11 protein-coding genes are annotated in these 15,320 nt (G+C 75.8%); 3 read left to right on the top strand and 8 right to left on the bottom strand.

The window, feature by feature from the left end:
* Positions 1–4: 4 nt before the first annotated feature.
* Complete coding sequence (locus ACH495_RS11880) at positions 5–1,207, bottom strand: cytochrome P450 (protein WP_396857707.1); 1,203 nt, start codon at positions 1,205–1,207, stop codon at positions 5–7.
* Complete coding sequence (locus ACH495_RS11885) at positions 1,204–4,287, bottom strand: amino acid adenylation domain-containing protein (RefSeq protein WP_396857708.1); 3,084 nt, start codon at positions 4,285–4,287, stop codon at positions 1,204–1,206. Before ACH495_RS11885 ends, ACH495_RS11880 begins: the two co-directional genes overlap by 4 nt.
* Positions 4,288–4,487: 200 nt before the next feature.
* Here ACH495_RS11885 and ACH495_RS11890 point away from each other — a divergent pair, with 200 nt between their 5' ends.
* Positions 4,488–7,406: a type I polyketide synthase gene (locus ACH495_RS11890; protein ID WP_396857709.1), complete on the top strand. Its 2,919-nt coding sequence runs from the start codon at positions 4,488–4,490 to the stop codon at positions 7,404–7,406.
* Positions 7,407–7,433: 27 nt separating this feature from the next.
* On the top strand, positions 7,434–8,216 hold the full coding sequence (locus ACH495_RS11895; protein ID WP_396857710.1) for a PIG-L deacetylase family protein: 783 nt from the start codon (positions 7,434–7,436) through the stop codon (positions 8,214–8,216).
* A gap of 105 nt (positions 8,217–8,321) precedes the next feature.
* On the opposite strand, the gene ACH495_RS11900 is transcribed toward ACH495_RS11895, so the two are convergent.
* From ACH495_RS11900 to ACH495_RS11920, 5 genes are read right to left on the bottom strand one after another with little or no spacing between them, the layout of a single operon-like run.
* On the bottom strand, positions 8,322–9,206 hold the full coding sequence (locus ACH495_RS11900; RefSeq protein ID WP_396857711.1) for an aminoglycoside phosphotransferase family protein: 885 nt from the start codon (positions 9,204–9,206) through the stop codon (positions 8,322–8,324).
* Positions 9,203–10,438 carry an MFS transporter gene (locus tag ACH495_RS11905; protein ID WP_396857712.1) on the bottom strand — a complete coding sequence of 412 codons (1,236 nt, stop codon included), beginning with the start codon at positions 10,436–10,438 and terminating at the stop codon, positions 9,203–9,205. Before ACH495_RS11905 ends, ACH495_RS11900 begins: the two co-directional genes overlap by 4 nt.
* A 2-nt stretch (positions 10,439–10,440) precedes the next feature.
* On the bottom strand, positions 10,441–11,508 hold the full coding sequence (locus ACH495_RS11910) for a glycosyltransferase (protein WP_396857713.1): 1,068 nt from the start codon (positions 11,506–11,508) through the stop codon (positions 10,441–10,443).
* 2 nt (positions 11,509–11,510) lie between these two features.
* Complete coding sequence (locus ACH495_RS11915) at positions 11,511–12,581, bottom strand: glycosyltransferase family 4 protein (protein WP_396857714.1); 1,071 nt, start codon at positions 12,579–12,581, stop codon at positions 11,511–11,513.
* The gene (locus ACH495_RS11920) at positions 12,568–13,428 is read right to left on the bottom strand and encodes a glycosyltransferase family 8 protein (RefSeq protein WP_396857715.1); all 861 of its coding nucleotides are present in this window, start codon (positions 13,426–13,428) and stop codon (positions 12,568–12,570) included. Before ACH495_RS11920 ends, ACH495_RS11915 begins: the two co-directional genes overlap by 14 nt.
* A 353-nt stretch (positions 13,429–13,781) precedes the next feature.
* Here ACH495_RS11920 and ACH495_RS11925 point away from each other — a divergent pair, with 353 nt between their 5' ends.
* A complete protein-coding gene (locus ACH495_RS11925) occupies positions 13,782–14,252 on the top strand; it encodes a hemerythrin domain-containing protein (RefSeq protein WP_396857716.1) in 471 nt (156 codons plus the stop codon).
* A gap of 57 nt (positions 14,253–14,309) precedes the next feature.
* Here ACH495_RS11925 and ACH495_RS11930 read toward each other — a convergent pair whose 3' ends face one another.
* Positions 14,310–15,164, bottom strand: a complete 855-nt coding sequence (locus tag ACH495_RS11930; protein WP_396857717.1) for a hypothetical protein — start codon at positions 15,162–15,164, stop codon at positions 14,310–14,312.
* Between the last annotated feature and the right edge of the window lie 156 nt (positions 15,165–15,320).

Below are 15,320 nucleotides of genomic sequence, written 5' to 3' on the forward strand. Positions count from 1 at the left end.
CCGGTCACCGCGCTGACCGGCGGGTCCGGCGAGCGGTCAGGCGTACCGGCAGGTGGGCCTGGCCGCTCACGGCGATCGACCGCAGCGGCACCACGGGGCCGGCCGGCTCGACCCGCTCGACCATGTCGAGCAGCTCGGCGCAGAGGATCCGCATCTGGTGCCGGGCCATCGTCCCGCCCACGCAGACGTGCGGGCCGGCCCCCAGCGCCAGGTGGCGGTTCGGCGCCCGGGTGACGTCGAACCGGTCGGGTTCGGCGAACACCGACTCGTCCCGGTTCGCCGACGGGATCCACAGCACCACCCGGTCGCCGGCGGCGATCCGCCGCCCGCCGATCTCCACGTCCCGGGTGGCCGTCCGCATGCTGTGCGTGGCGCTGCTCGTCCACCGCAACACCTCCTCCACGGCCGTCGGGATCCGGTCGCGGTCGTCCCGGACCAGCCGCCACTGCTGCGGGTGCTGAAGGAACGCGAGCAGGCCGGCGGTCATGGCGAGCCCGGCGTTCTCGGTGGCGCCCACCAGGTTCTCGCAGTTGAGCAGCACCTCCATCTCGGTCAGCGGGTCGCCGTCGGCCGTCCCGGTCACGAGCAGGCTCATCGCGTCGTCGTCCGGCTCGGCCCGGCGCGCGCCCATCAGCTCCACGAGATAGCGCACGATCCGCCCGTCCGCCACCAGCGACGTGCCGGCCTCGAACGCCTCCGTGGTCCAGGCCAGCAGCAGCTCGTGATCCTCCTCCGGCACCCCGAGCAGGCGGCAGATCAGCGAGATGGCGAGCCGGGCCCCCACGTCGTGGGCGAAGTCGCACTCGCCGCGCTCGACGGCGTCCGCGAGCACCGCCCGGATCTGCGCCCGCAGCGGCTGCGCCAGCCCACGCGCGCACCGCTCGCTGAACCGGTCGGCGACCATGGCCCGCAGGTGCCGGTGCCGGGGCGGATCGGTGAGCGCCAACGTGAGCCCCGCGCCCGCGTCGTCGCCGCGCCGCGTCGGGCGCAGCAGCACCCCGTGCGCCGAGCTGAACCGCTCCGGGTCGAGGTAGACGTCGCGGATGTCGCGGTAGCGGGTCAGCGACCAGAACCCGGGCAGGTCGCCGGGCTCGTGCCAGTGCACCGGGTCGGACCGGCGCATCCACCGCCAGATCCGGTACGGCTCGTCACCGGCGTGCGCGTCGGGGTCGAGGAGTCGCTCGGGAATCGGCGCGGGCGGCGTCACTGTCGTACCTCCGGGTCCAGGTCGGTCAACCGGTCGGTGAGACGCGCCGAGATCGCGGCGGCCACGTCCCGGCCCACCGCGTCCGGGCGGAACGCCACCTCGATCCGCATCCCGCCGTCGGGATCGGGCCACAGCTCGGTGTGCAGCTCCAGCGGCAGGTCCAGGTAGGGCTGCCGGAGGAACTCGGTCCGCGTGCCGGGCAGGTCGAGCCGGGGCGGCGGGTTGTCCTGCACCGCGAACAGCGCCTGGAACACGGGCGGCCGGCCGGTACGCGGCACCCCGAGCCGCTCCACGACCGCGGCCAGCGGCGCCTCGCCCGCGGCGAACGCCCGGGTCACCGCCGCGCCGGTGGCGCGGACCCCCTGCCCGCCGCCCTTGACCGCGTCGGCGCGCAGGCGCACGCCCACCATGCCGATGTGGCAGCCCACCGACTCGGCGAGCCGGACGTCGGACCGCTGCGCCACCGGCACGCCGACCGCGAGGTCCGACTGCCCGGTCACCTCCGCCACCACCTCCGCCCAGGCGGCGAGCAGCACCACGAACCGGCTGACCGAGGCGCCCGCCGCAACGCGGTCGACCGCCGCCACCGTGGCCGGCGACAGGCCGGTCACCAGTCGGCCCGGGGGGCCCGGCGGCTCCCGTGTCTCGCCGGGCCAGACCAGCTCCGGCACCCCGGCCAGCTCCCGGCACGCCGCCGTCACCTGCGCCGGCACGTCGGCGCGCGCCAGCATCGCGGCGTGCCGGGCGGCCGACTCGGCGAGCGACACCGGCGGCGGGGCCGCCGTGCCCCGGTGACCGGCCGCCCGGGACAGGTCCCGGGCGAGGACGGCCTCCGACCAGCCGTCGAAGGCGAGGTGGTGCACCACGCAGCCGAAGATCCAGGTGGCGCCCGCGCGCACCGGCACGACCACGGTCCGCCAGACGTCCGCCTCCATCGGGGCGAGCTCCTCGGCGAGCGTGGCGCGCGTCGCGGCGAGCGCGGTCGTCACGGACGGCTGGGCCGGCAGCACCTCCAGCGCCGGCGGGGCGATGTCGGTCACCCAGGCGGCCGGTCGCGGATCGGGCCGGTACGCCGCGCGCAGCGGCTCGTGCCGCCGGTGCACCTGCGCGACCGCCGCCTCCAGCGCGGCCCGGTCGAGCGGCCCGTCGACCCGCCAGACGAGCAGGCAGTGGCCGGTGCGGTCGGCCGGGTCGACCAGGTGCCGGGTGAGGAAGACGAGCTGCATGGCGGTCAGCGGCAGCCCGCCGGCCGCGTCGCCGCCCACCTCGCTGTCGCCGGGCGCGGCGACGGCGGCACGCAGCCAACCGGCGAGACCGGCGGCGGTGGGATGGCGGTACAGCGCGGACACCGGCACCGGACGGCCCAGCCGGGCGCCGAGCCGGGCGCACGCCCGACCGCCGAGCAGGGACTCCCCGCCGAGGTCGAAGAAGGACACGTCGGCGGGGACCGTGGCGCGGCCCAGCAGGGCGGCGAACACGTCGGCGACCAGCCGTACCGTCGGATCGTCGGGCCCGGTGGCCGCCGCCGCCCCGGTCGGCCGGCCCGGCCCGGCCGGGACGCGGGCCAGCAGCGCGGCCTCGTCCACCTTGCCCTGGCTGGTGAGCGGGAAGGCGTCCACGCTGACGACCGCCGCCGGCCGGTGGTGCGGCAGCAGGACGGCGGCGAGGTCGTCGGTCGCGGTGGGCAGCGCGTCGCCGTCGACCGACGGGACGCAGAACGCCACCAGCTCGGCGGGACGCCCGTCGGCGTCGGGGCGGGCCACCACCCGGCACCGCCGTACGCCCAGCGACGTCTCGATCTGGCGCTCGACCTCGACCGGTTCGACGCGGTGGCCGTGGATCTTCACCTGCCGGTCCGCGCGACCGCGGAACTCCAGCGGCCCGTCCGGTGCCCACCGCCCCAGGTCGCCGGTGCGGTAGAGGCGACGGGGCCGGCCGTCGAGCGTGACCACCGGGAACCGGGACGCGGTCTGTTCGGGATCGCCGAGATAGCCCACGGCCACGCCGTCGCCGGCGACGCAGATCTCGCCCACCTCACCCGGGCCGCACGGCCGGATCCCGTCCAGCACCAGCACCTCGGTGCCGGGCACCGGGCGGCCCAGCGGCACGCCACCCGGCCGCGCGCAGTCGGCCTCGGTGACCCGGTGCGTCGTGGCGAACACCGTGGTCTCCACCGGGCCGTACCCGTTGAGCAGCGGGACCGTCGGATGGCGGCGCAGGAACCGCAGCGCGTGGGTGGGCGACATCCGCTCCCCGCCGGTCATCACCTGCCGCAGCCCCACGAAGGCGTCCAGGTCCTCGTCGACGAGCATGGTGAACAGGCTGGCGGTCAGCCAGACCGTGTCCACCCCGTGCCGGGACACCCCGTCGCGCAGGGAGTGCGCCGACAGGTAGGGCTCGTCCACCACGACGGACGTGCCGCCGTTGAGCAGCGCCGACCACAGCTCCAGCGAGAACGCGTCCCACGGGGTCGGCGCCGCCAGCGGGACCGTCGTGCCGGGGGTGAACCGCGCGAACGTGCCGGGCCGGAACAGCCGCGCGGTGGCCCGGTGCGGGCTCACCACCCCCTTCGGCCGCCCGGTGGTGCCGGAGGTGAAGAAGACGCAGCAGGCCGCGTCGCCGCCCACCTCGGCCGCCCGGAAACCGTCCGGCGCCGGGTCCGGCGCCGACGACGGCGTCCAGACGGGTACGCCGTCGACGCCGGCCGCGCCCGGCCCGGCGACCACGAGGCGGGCACCGAGCTGCCCGACCACGTCGGCGATCCGCCCGCCGGGCCACGTCGGGTCCAGCAGCGCGTACGCGGCACCGGTCTTGAGCACGGCCAGCAGCGCCGCCACCAGGTCGGCGCCGCGGGGGAGCAGCACCGGCACCAGGTCGCCCGGTCCCAGCCCGCGCCCGGACAGCCGTGCCGCCCAGCCGTCGGCGAGCCGGTCGAGGTCGCCGTACGTCAGGACCCGGTCCCCGGCTACCACCGCCCGCGCGTGCGGCCTGGCGGCGGCGATCCGACTGACGGTCCGGTGCAGTCCCTCATCGGGCAGGGGCCGGAGCGGTGCCCGCTCCGGCGTCGATTCCGGTCGCAACGCTCGGCTCCTCTCGCCCGCTGCTGCGGAGTTCGCCCCGCCCGCCCCGGAAGCGGGGCCGGGCTGGCGAGAACGGTGGCATGGTCCGGCGGATCCGCGCCAGCCACCCGGACACGCGGCGTTGCCCGCCGCTGCGCCGCCCGTGCACAGTGGACCCCCTTCGGCGTCACCGACGCCGGGAGGGGATCGTCGGTGGTGAGATGACGCGGGACCGTTCCTTGGACGTCGCGGTGACCGGGCTGGCCGCCCGGTTCCCCGGACCGGTCGACCTGGCGGACTGGTGGTCGGCCCTGGTCGACGGCGAGGTCCTCACCACCCGGCTCGACCGCGACGAACTCCTCGCCGCCGGGGTGCCGACCCGGCTGGTCGACGACCCGGCGTACGTGCCGGTGCGGGGCCACCTCGACCGCGCCGAGCACTTCGACACCACGCTGTTCCAGGTCAGCCCCCGGGAAGCCGAGCTGATGGACCCGCAGCACCGGCTGATGCTGGAGACCGCGTGGCGTGCGCTCGAGGACGCCGGGGTCGCGCCCCGGGACGGCGGCACCCGTACCGGTGTCTTCGCCTCCGCCACCGGAAGCGGCTACCTGCGGGCGATGATCGCCCGCGGCGTCACCGACCCGGTGACTGTCGACGACCTCGTGCACGGCACCGAGCCGGACTTCATGGCCAGTCGCGTCGCCTACAAGCTGGGCCTCACCGGGCCGGCCGTGGCGGTGCAGTCCGCCTGCTCCTCCTCCCTGGTGGCCGTGCACACGGCGATCCAGCACCTGCTCGGCGGGGACTGCGACCAGGCGCTGGTGGTCGCCACCGGCTTCGACTTCCCGCAGGCCGGCCACCTCCACCTGGCCGGCGGCGTCCAGTCCGCGTCCGGCGACTGCCGCCCCTTCGACCGGGACGCGGACGGCGTGGTCGGCGGGTCCGGCGTGGCCGCCGTGGTGCTGCGCCGACTGGCCGACGCCCTGGACGACGGCGCCGAGCCGTACGGCGTGATCCTCGGCTCGGCGGTGAACAACGACGGCGCCGCCAAGGCGGGCTACTACGCGCCGTCCCAGACCGGGCAGGAACGCGTCATCGAGGCGGCGCTGCGCGCCGCCGACGTGCCCGCCGCGTCGATCGGCTACCTGGAGACCCACGGCACCGGCACCCGGGTCGGCGACCCGATCGAGTGGGCGGCGGCCTGCGCCGCGTTGCGTCGTGGCGGCGCCCGCCCGGGGCAGGTGCCGGTCGGCGCGCTCAAGGCCAACATCGGCCACCTCGACGCGGCCGCCGGGGTGGCCGCGCTGATCAAGGCGCTGCTGGTGGTCGGCCGGGGGACCGTGCCGCCGGTCGCCGGCTTCACCCGGCCCAACCCGCTGCTGGCCGGCGCGGACGCCCCGCTGCGCGTCCCGACCCGGGCGGAGCCGTGGACCGGGCCGCGCCCACGCCGCGCCGGGGTGAGCGCGTTCGGCATCGGCGGCACGAACGCGCACCTCGTCGTCGAGGAGGCGCCGCCGTCCCGCCCCCGCACCGCCGGGCCGCCCGGCGTCCGGCTGGCGGTGCTGTCCGCGGCCGAGCCCGAGGCGCTGGCCCGCGCCGCCGAACGGCTCGCGGCCCGGCTGGCCGCCGACGCGCCCGACCTCGCCGACGTGTGCCACACGCTCGCCACCGGGCGGGCCGCGCTGCCGGAGCGGCTCGCGGTCGCCGGGCGTACCCCGGCCGAGGTGGCGGCGCGACTGCGCGCCGGCACCGGTGTCGCCCGCGGCCGGGTCCCGGCCGCCGGCTGCGCCCCGCTGGCCTTCCTCTTCCCCGGGCAGGGCACCCAGTTCCCCGGCATGGGCGTCGGCTACGCCGACGCGCTGCCGGGCTTCGGCGCGGCCCTGGACCACTGCCTCGACGCGTTCGCCGCGCCGCTGGCCGCGACCGTGCGTCGCGCGCTGCTCGACGCCGCGTTCCCGGCCGACGAGCTGGACGAGACCGCGCTGGCCCAGCCGGCGCTGTTCGCGCTCGGGTACGCCGCGGCGACCGCGTTGCGCGCGCTGGGCCTGCACCCGGCGGTCGTCGCCGGGCACAGCCTCGGCGAGATCACGGCGGCCTGCGTGGCGGGTGTCCTCGACCTGTCGGCGGCGGCGGCCCTGGTGACCGAGCGGGGCCGGGCCATGCAGGACTGCCCGCCCGGCGCCATGCTGGCGCTCGGCTGCGGCGCGGACGAGGCGCGCGCGTTGCTCGCCACCGGCCCGCCGCTGGACCTGGCCGCCGTCAACGGCCCGGAGAGCTGCGTGGTGGCCGGCGAGGAGGCGGCGATCGACGCGCTCCGGACGCGGGTCGGCGAGCGTCTGCCGACCCGCCGGCTGCGGACCCGTCGGGCCTTCCACTCCCGGCTCGTCGACCCGGCGGTGCCCCGGCTCGCGGCCGCGCTGCGGGCGGTCACCACCCGTCCGTCAGTGGTGGCGGTCGCCTCCACCGTCGACGGCCGGATCGTCCCGGCCGGCACCGCGCCGCCGGCCGCCGTCTTCGCCGACCAGGCCCGGCGGACCGTCCGGTTCGACGCGGCCATGGCGTCGGTCGCCGAGGCGGTGCCCCGGGCGCTGGTCGTCGAGATCGGACCGGGCCGGGCGCTGTCCGCGATGGCGGAAGCTGCCGGCCTGCCGACCCTGGCGCTGCACGACCCCGGCGCGGCGGACGCGGCAACCGGCGTGCTGGCCGCGCTCGGCGCGCTCTGGACGGTCGGCCAGCCGGTGCCCGCGACGGCCTGGTGCCCGACCGGGCGGCCGGTCCGCCTGCCCGGCTATCCGTTCGCCGGCCCGCGGTGGCTCGCCGCCGAGCTGACCGCGCCCACCGCGCCCACCGCGCCCACCCCCGGCGGTACGGCCGATGCCGATGCCGGGGCCACCGCACCCCCCGACCCGTCGGCGCTGATGCGGGCGGCCTGGGCGGCGCTGCTCGGGCACCACGACCTGGCCCCCGAGTCGGACTTCTTCCACCTCGGCGGCGACTCCCTGCTCGTCACCCGGCTGGCCCGGACGGTGAACGCCGAACTCGGCATCCGGGTGCCGATCCGTGACCTGTTGGCCAGCCGCACCCTCGGTCGCCAGACGCAGCTCGTCCGGCGGCTCGTGGACGACGGCCGGGCCGGCTGAGCCCGACCCGTTCCCCGAGGAGGTTCCGTGTCCCCCGTACCGCTCCGGCCGCCGGTCGACCCCGCCTGGCGGGTCGTGGTGCTCTCCACCCACTTCGACGACGCCGCGCTCTCCCTGGGCGGGCTGCTGCGGGCGACGCCCGGACCGAAGGCCGTCGTCACCGTGCACGGCGGGCCCCCGCCGCCGGGGTCGCCGCTGTCGTCGTGGGACGCCGACTGCGGGTTCCTCGCCGCCGAGGAGGCGCACCGGGTACGCCTCGCGGAGGACGCCCGCGCCTGCGCGCTGCTCGGCGCCGACCAGGTGGTGCTGGACAATCCGGACAACCCGTACCGCGCCGAGGGGCGGCTGGCCGGCCTGACCGAGCTGCTCGACGCGCTCGCCCCCGACGTCCGGGTGTACCTGCCGCTGGCGACCAACCAGCCGGACCACGCCCGGGTCCGCGACGCGGCGCTGGCGTGGTTCACCACCCGGTCCCGGCCTCGACCCCGGCCGCGCGTCTACGCGGACCTGCCGTACACGGCGATCGTCCCGGGCTGGGCCGCCGATCCGGCCGCCGCGATCGCCGGGGCGGCCGACGGCACCGGTGCCGCGTACCGCGCGCTGGCCGGCGCGTACGGCCTGACCCCGGTGCCCGGGACGCGGCTGCCGGACGACATCTGGGCGGGCAAGCGCGACGCGGTGCTCTGCTACGCCTCGCAGCTCAGCCTCGTCGGCGCGATGGACGAGGTGCGCGGCGTCGGCGCCCTGCTGAGCCGCTCCGGGCCGCTGCGGTCGGAGCTGACCTGGGAGCTGGGTCCGGGCCCGGCCTGACCGCTGTCCAACCGTCCGATCGCGCGGTCGCACACCGCCGGACGGCACCCGGCGACGGTGACGTCCCCGGCCCGCGCGGGCCGGGACGCCACCGTCACCCGACGATCAGTCGCCGGCCCGGTCCCGCAGCACGGCGTCCAGCGCCCGCTGCTGCTCCTCCCGGCGCAGCGGCGAGGCGTTCGGGTCCAGCACGGTGATGGCGGCCTTCCACAGCGCCCACCCCCGGGCGCGGCGCCACGTGTCGTCGTCCAGGCCCACCGCCTGCCGGAAGACCGGCCGGGTCTCGTCGGCGAGGTAGGTGAACGCGATGACCAGGTCGCAGGCCGGGTCGCCCACCCCGGAGCAGCCGAAGTCGAGCACGCCCGCGAGGCGACCGTCGGCGATGAGGAGGTTGTCGACCGCCACGTCGCCGTGGAACCAGACCGGGTCGTGCTCCCACTCGGACGCCAGTGCCTCGTCGAGCACCTGCTCGGTGGCCGGGGACCGCACGCCGAGCGCGGACAGCGCGGCGCGCGCCTCGGGCGCGTAGAACGCGAACGGCCCGCCCCGGTGCGCGGTCTCCGGGCCGGGCCGGGGGCCGTCCTCGTCCGGCACGCCCCGCAGCTCCACCAGGAACGCGGCCAGCTCGGCGGCGAGCGCCGCCGGGTCCGCCACCTTGGCCCGGGAGAGCACCTGGCCGTCCAGCCACTCGTTGACCGACCAGGCGTACGGGTAGCCCAGCGCGGGACGGCCCAGCTCCAGCGGCTTCGGCACCGGCACCGACAGGTGCTTCGCCAGGAACGGCAGCCAGCGGCTCTCCTTGGTGATCTGGTGCGCGTAGCCTTCCGCGCTCGGCAGCCGGACGGTCAGTCGCTCGCCGAGCCGGAACGTGCGGTTGTCCCAGCCCTGCGGCGACGCGGCGACGAGCGGCAGGCCCGCCCACCGGGGAAACTGGTCCGCGATGAGTGCGGCGGCGAGCGCTTCGTTGATGTCCGGTCCGACCGCGGTCATGCGGCATTCCTTTCCATAGGGCTGGGAACGGGAGCCAGATGCTGTCCGTACTGGGGGAATCCCCGGGTGAGCAGGGCGAGAACCGGGGCGACCAGAAATGTCGTCGCGCCGATCAGGCAGACGGTTCGCAGACCGAGTTGGGAACTCGCCGGAATTGCCAGGGCCATGCCGACCGGCTCGAGGAGTTTGGTGGTCATCAGATCGGTGGCGTTGACCCGGCCGCGAAGGCCGACCGCCACTCCCTCATTGATCGCAGCGTACCACCAGACACCGTGCAGGCTGATTCCCACACCGCCCACCGCGATGGCCGCGACGAATGTCCAGAGTGGCACGTCGACGACGAGACAGAGGAACACCGGGGTGTAACAGACGAAGCCGAGATTCGCCCAGAGACCGGGCAGTCGCGGCATCTGGACGGCCGCCACCACGGTGCCGACGAGCGCGGCGCCGGCCGAGACGGCGAGGATCGCGCCCAGCCCGGCGCTGCCGTAGCGGTCGGTGGAGACCAACCGGATCAGCACCAGGCCCGGCGCGAAGCCCAGCAGGATCTGCACCGAGGTCTGGATGAGGCCGGTCCGGATCCACGGGGTACGCCGGATCAGGCGGGTGGCGCTGCGTTCCGCGTCGGTCGGACCCTCCGCCCGCGGCTGGTCCACCGCCCGCCCGATGTGCGGGGTGAGCAGCAGCGCGAACCCGAACGTCACGGTCTGGGCGACCAGCAGCACCGCCGGCGGCGAGGTGGTCAGGAACACCCCGGCCAGGGCGGGGGTCAGGATGCTGACGATGTTCTGGGTGCTCGACACCAGGCCCTGCGCGGCGGCCAGTTGGCCGGGCCCGACCAGGTCGGCCAGGCCGGCCCGGGTGGCGGGGGAGCCCAGCGCGCCGCCGGCCCCGGCCAGCGCCGCGCCCAGGATCTCCACCCGGGGCACCCCGTCGAGCACCAGCAGCGCGACGGGGGACGCCGCCGAGACGGCGTACCCGAGCCGGATCAGCCGGCCCCGGGGCAGCCGGTCCGCCAGGATCCCGGCGACCGGCAGCATGGCGAGGGTGGCCAGCGTGGAGATGCTGAGGAACAGGCCCATCGCCAGCGGGCCGGAGTCGGCGAGCAGATACACCGGAAGGGCGACCGCACCGACGCCGTTGGCCAGCGAGGAGACCGTCTTGGTGGCCAGGAAGCGCGCCAGCGGACCGTTGGACAGCAACGCCCGGGCCGCGTGCCGAGTGAGCCGCATGATCAGCCGCCGGCCCGGTCGACGTCCGCCCGTGCCCGGCGGTAGACCTCCGCGTACGCCCGGGCCATCCGGACCGGGTCGAAGCGGGCCCGGGCGTGCGCGGCGCACCGGCGCCGGTCGATCGTCATGGCCCGCCGGGCGGCCTCGGTCAGGTCGGCCGGGTCGCGCACCGTGAAACCGGTGATCCCGTCCTCGACGATCTCGGCGAGGGCGCCCTCGCGGGTCGCCACCACCGGCGTGCCCGCCGCCATCGCCTCCACCGCCACCAGCCCGAACGGCTCCTGCCAGCGCACCGGACTGAGCAGCGCCGCCGCCCCGCTCAGCAGCCGGCGCTTGTCGGCCCCGCCCACGTCGCCCAGGTAGTCGACGCGGCGGCCGTCGACGTGCGGCGCGATCCGCCGGTCGAACCACGCCCGGTTGGACCGGGACACCGGGCCGGCGAGCAGGATCCGCCGGTCGAGCGCGCGGGCCACCTCCACGGCGCGGTCCGGCCCCTTGCGCTCGTCGATCGCGCCGAGGAAGAGGAGGTAGGGGTCCCCGCCCGGCCGGTCGTGGGGCGAGGTGTCGAGCACGTCCTGCGGGATGCAGTTGGGGATCGTCGCCACCACGTTGAGGTGCCGGCACAGCCCGCGCTGCCGTTCGCTGATCGCCACGTACGGCACCTGCGGAAAGCTGTCGACCAGCCGTTCCAGGCCGCCGCCCTCGCCGGCGTACGAGTGCAGGGTGGACACCACCGGCACCGGGGACAGCGCCGCGAACGGCAGCCCGTACTCGGTGTGCAGGTGGACCACGTCCACCCCGGCCGCGAGCTCGAACGCCTTCCCGACCTGGATCAGGTCGTCGGTGCGGTCCCAGAAGCGGTCCCCGTTGCGGTCCACCCGCGCCGGCGGTTCCGGGAAGTGCGCGGCCGTGGCGCCCGGGACCCGGGAGCTGCCGACGGTGAACGTGGTGACCTCGACGCCGACCGAGGGCAGGTGCACCGCCAGCGACTCGACGACCCGCTCGCTGCCGCCGTACGCCTTCGGTGGGACCTCGACGTGCGGTCCGATGACCTGGAGAACACGCAGCATGGCTACGCCCGGCCGATCAGTTTCTCGTACTGCGCCTCGTATCCGGCGGCCATCACCGCCGAGTCGAACAGCCGCACGGCGCGCTCCCGGCAGTCGTACGGCGAGAGCTGCGCGGCCCGGTCGATCCCGGCGGCGAGTTCCGGCACCGTCTCGAAGACGTAGCCGGTGCGCCCGTGCTCCACGACCTCCGGGGCGGCGCCACGACGGAGGGCCACCACCGGCGTGCCGCAGGCCTGCGCCTCGGCCATCACCAGGCCGAACGGCTCGTGCCAGTCGATCGGGTTGAGCAGGCAGGTCGCCTTGGACAGCAGCTCGACCTTGGTGTCGAAGTCGACCTCGCCCAGCCACTCCGTGTCGTCGCCGAGGCGGGGCTCGATGTACTCGGCGTAGTACTTCTTCTCCGAGGGCTCGTTCCACTTGGCGGCCAGCACGATCCGTCGGCCGGCCTGCCGGGCCACGTCGATGGCGGTGTGCATGCCCTTCACCCGGGTCGCCCGGCCCAGGTAGAGCACCCACTCCTCGCGGGGGCGGTCCGGCGTGAACGGGTACCGGGCGGTGGGGATGCCGTTGTGCACGTAGCCGCTCCAGGTGACCGTGGGCAGGCTGTCCACGTGCGCCTGGGAGACGCCGATGAGCGGGCTGGTCGCGCTGACCATCTCGGTGAACGTGAGCCACTCCCGGCTCGGATGGTTGTGGATCGTGGTGAGCGCGGGCACCGACCGCAACGGGGCGAGGAGCGCGCCGAGCCAGGTGTGGTCGTGGATCACGTCGAAGTTCCCGGCCGCGACGATCTCCTGCACGGTGGCCGCGTGCACCAGGTCGACGATGTTGTCGTTGATCCGGTCGGGCATCGGCTTGGGGAACGCGGTGTGCAGGGGGGCCGGCACGTGGGAGCCGCCGCCGGCCACCAGCTCGACGTGGTGACCGCGGGCCACCAGCTCCTCGACGAGCGTGGCGCAGACCGCCTCGATGCCGCCGTACCCGGTCGGCGGGACGGGCAGCCAGGGCGGCACCACCTGGAGGACGGAGAGCGGACGGGCCGGGGGCGGCGGGGTCGCCTCACTGGTATGCACGGTAGCGCCTCCGCAGCGGGGTGTCGGGGTAGGAGTCGTGCCACGGTTTGACGCGGCCGCCGAAGTGGAGGATGCCCTCGTCGGTGTCCAACGCGGCCATCCGTTCGAGGCCGAACGGGTCTCCCCGGTGGTACTGGACGAGCCGGTTCCACCGTGGGTCGACGCCGACCCACTGGTCGTCGAGAAGGATGTTGAGCGTGTCCTGGTCCGGGTGCCGAAGCACCCGCTCGTGCGCCTGGTAGAGCGCGGCGGCCCGGGGGCCGACCCGCTGCTCCCGCCAGCGGTGCAGGTCGAGCACGAGGACCCCGGAGTTGAAGTAGCGGGTGTGGGTCCGCCGGTCGCCCGCCGCGGCCAACGCCTCCGGCCAGTAGCCCGGCGGCCGGTCCACGCCCACCGCGGCCAGACACCGGCCTTGGAGATCGGTGTCGTGCAGGGCGGTGACGTCCTCGACCGCCAGCGTGTCGGCGTCGAGGTAGAGCACCCGCTCGACGCTCTCCGGCACGACCTCGGCGAGGTGCAGGCGGCGCAGGCTGGCCGAGGTCCACCAGTTGTAGTTCGGGTTGTCCGCGGCGTGCCAGTCCGGGATGCGCAGCCCGTCCGCCACCTGGTGGAACCGCGCGTCGCCGACCCGGCCCAACCCGTCGAGGGCGGCGTCCCGCCCCTCGGGGCTGAGGCCGCCGTCGAGGAGATGGAAGACGAGCGGCCGGCCGGTCGGCGCCATGGTGCCGCGTACGGATCGCGCGGTGACCAGCATCGGATTCACGTAGTTGTCGTCGACGCAGAAAGCGATGTGAATGGGCTGCGGGTGTTTCGCGTGCGGATCGTCTGGGCCGTCGGGGAAAGCCAAGCGACACTCCTGGGCCTCGCGCGGACAGTTCTCGGAAAGAGAATGGGACGGCGACGGCGGACCATGGCGGTGCCATTCCTGATTCGCCCGGGTGTCTCGTCCGGCGCCGACCGCAGGCTACCCCGACGCGATGACCGATCGGAAGATCTACTTGCGTCGCTGTCGTCCTCGGCGGACGCATTGTGCGGCCCCGCCGGCGACGCGAATTGCGGTGGGCCGGTCGTTTCCGCCGTCGCCGGCCCACGGGGTAATCTGGGGCCAGCGTCGCGTGCCGGTGGCAGTCCGTGTCAGGCATGGAGGCGCCGGACCGGAGGGGAGCACGACGATGACCGTCGTCCCTTCGCCCGTACCCCGTGGGTGAGGGCGAGCAGGCCAGGCTGGTGGCGTGGAGCCGGGAGTTGCGGCGCGTCCACGACCGGCTGCGCGAGGCGTTACGGGTGACCCGGGAGGCGTTGGCCGCCGGTACGCCGGCCCGGCCGGCGACCCGTGACCTGCTGCTGTTCTGTCACGGCTTCTGTGCCGCGCTCACCGCGCACCACGAGGGCGAGGACCGGGAGCTCTTCCCGGCGGTCGCCGCGCGGCATCCGGAGCTGCGGGACACGTTGCACCGCCTGCGGCAGGACCACTCGATGATCGGGTACCTGGTGGCCGGGCTCGGCGACGCGGTGGCCCGGGGCGCCCCGCCCGACGAGCTGGACCGTCACCTGGACGGGGTCGCGGCGATCATGGAGTCGCACTTCCGGTACGAGGAGCGGCAACTGCTCACCGTGCTGGAGACGCTGGCGCTGGACGCCGACCCGAGGGCGGTCCTCGGTCCACTCTGACCCGTCGGCGAACGTGAGGGCCCATCCGGGTGGCCGGGTGGGCCCTCGCCGCACATGTCAGTTCAGGCCGCAGGCGGCCAGCGCGTCCAGGTTCGGGCGCTGCGCGCCGACCCGGTTGAAGGCGATCTCGATGCGGTCGAGCGCGGCGCCGCGCTTGCTCTTCAACGGTCCGAGGATGGCGTTGTCGATGAACGCCGGCCCGCCCTCGGGCTTGACCGCGAGCCGGGCCAGGCGGGCGTTCGCCTCGGCGATCTGCTTGTCCAACGCGGCCAGCTCGGCCTGCACCTGGGTCGCGGCCGCCGCGGGGACGGCGGGGAGCCGCACCCCGGGGCAGTTCACGGTCCGGGCCGCCCCGACCGCCGCCCCGCCGTTCTGGCCACCGTTCTGGCCACCGGCCGCACCGTTCTGGCCACCGGCACCGTTCTGGCCGCCGGTCGCGCCGCCCTGGCCGGCACCGCCGTTGACGGCACTCGGCACGCCGGCGGCGTTGAGCCCGCAGGTGGCCAGCGCGTCCAGGTTCGGGCGCTGCGCGCCGATCCGGTTGAAGGCGATCTCGATGCGGTCGAGCGCGGCGGTGCGCTTGCTCTTCAGCGGTCCGAGGATGGCGTTGTTGACGAAGTTCGGGCCGCCCTCGGGCTTGACCGCGAGCCGCGCCAGGCGCTCGTTCTGCCGGGCGATCTCCTGGTCCAGGTTGGCCAGTTCCCGTTCCACCTCGGCGTTCGCCGCCGCCGGCACCGCGGGCAGCTTGTCGCGTACCGTCGGGCAGTTCACGGTCTGTGCCGCGGCCGGTGCGGCCGAGCCGCCGTTCTCGTCGGCGGACGCCAGTTGCAGTCCGCCGGCGAGCAGGAGCGCCGCGAGGGCGCCCACCCCACCGAGTTTCAGGACCGCGTTGTTGCGCGTACCCCTGGCCATGCACCTCTCCTTTGGTTGACCTGGAGGGTCGGGGCGGCGGGGGGCGCGCCCCCCCCCCCCGGGGCGGAGTGGGACGCCGGGGGAGCCCCAACAGCCCCCACCCGCCACGCGGGGCCCGCCGCAAACCCCGGCGGGGCGGGCTACCGGCGCGGCGGC

It is taken from the genome of Micromonospora sp. NPDC018662, assembly GCF_044391475.1.
Lineage (GTDB): Bacteria > Actinomycetota > Actinomycetes > Mycobacteriales > Micromonosporaceae > Micromonospora.

Excerpts from the sequence above, each read along its gene's own strand:
- ACH495_RS11890 (WP_396857709.1), top strand. The coding sequence starts at position 4,488 with ATGACGCGGGACCGTTCCTTGGACGTCGCGGTGACCGGGCTGGCCGCC.
- ACH495_RS11900 (WP_396857711.1), bottom strand. The coding sequence starts at position 9,206 with ATGACCGCGGTCGGACCGGACATCAACGAAGCGCTCGCCGCCGCACTC.
- ACH495_RS11905 (WP_396857712.1), bottom strand. The coding sequence starts at position 10,438 with ATGCGGCTCACTCGGCACGCGGCCCGGGCGTTGCTGTCCAACGGTCCG.
- ACH495_RS11910 (WP_396857713.1), bottom strand. The coding sequence starts at position 11,508 with ATGCTGCGTGTTCTCCAGGTCATCGGACCGCACGTCGAGGTCCCACCG.
- ACH495_RS11930 (WP_396857717.1), bottom strand. The coding sequence starts at position 15,164 with ATGGCCAGGGGTACGCGCAACAACGCGGTCCTGAAACTCGGTGGGGTG.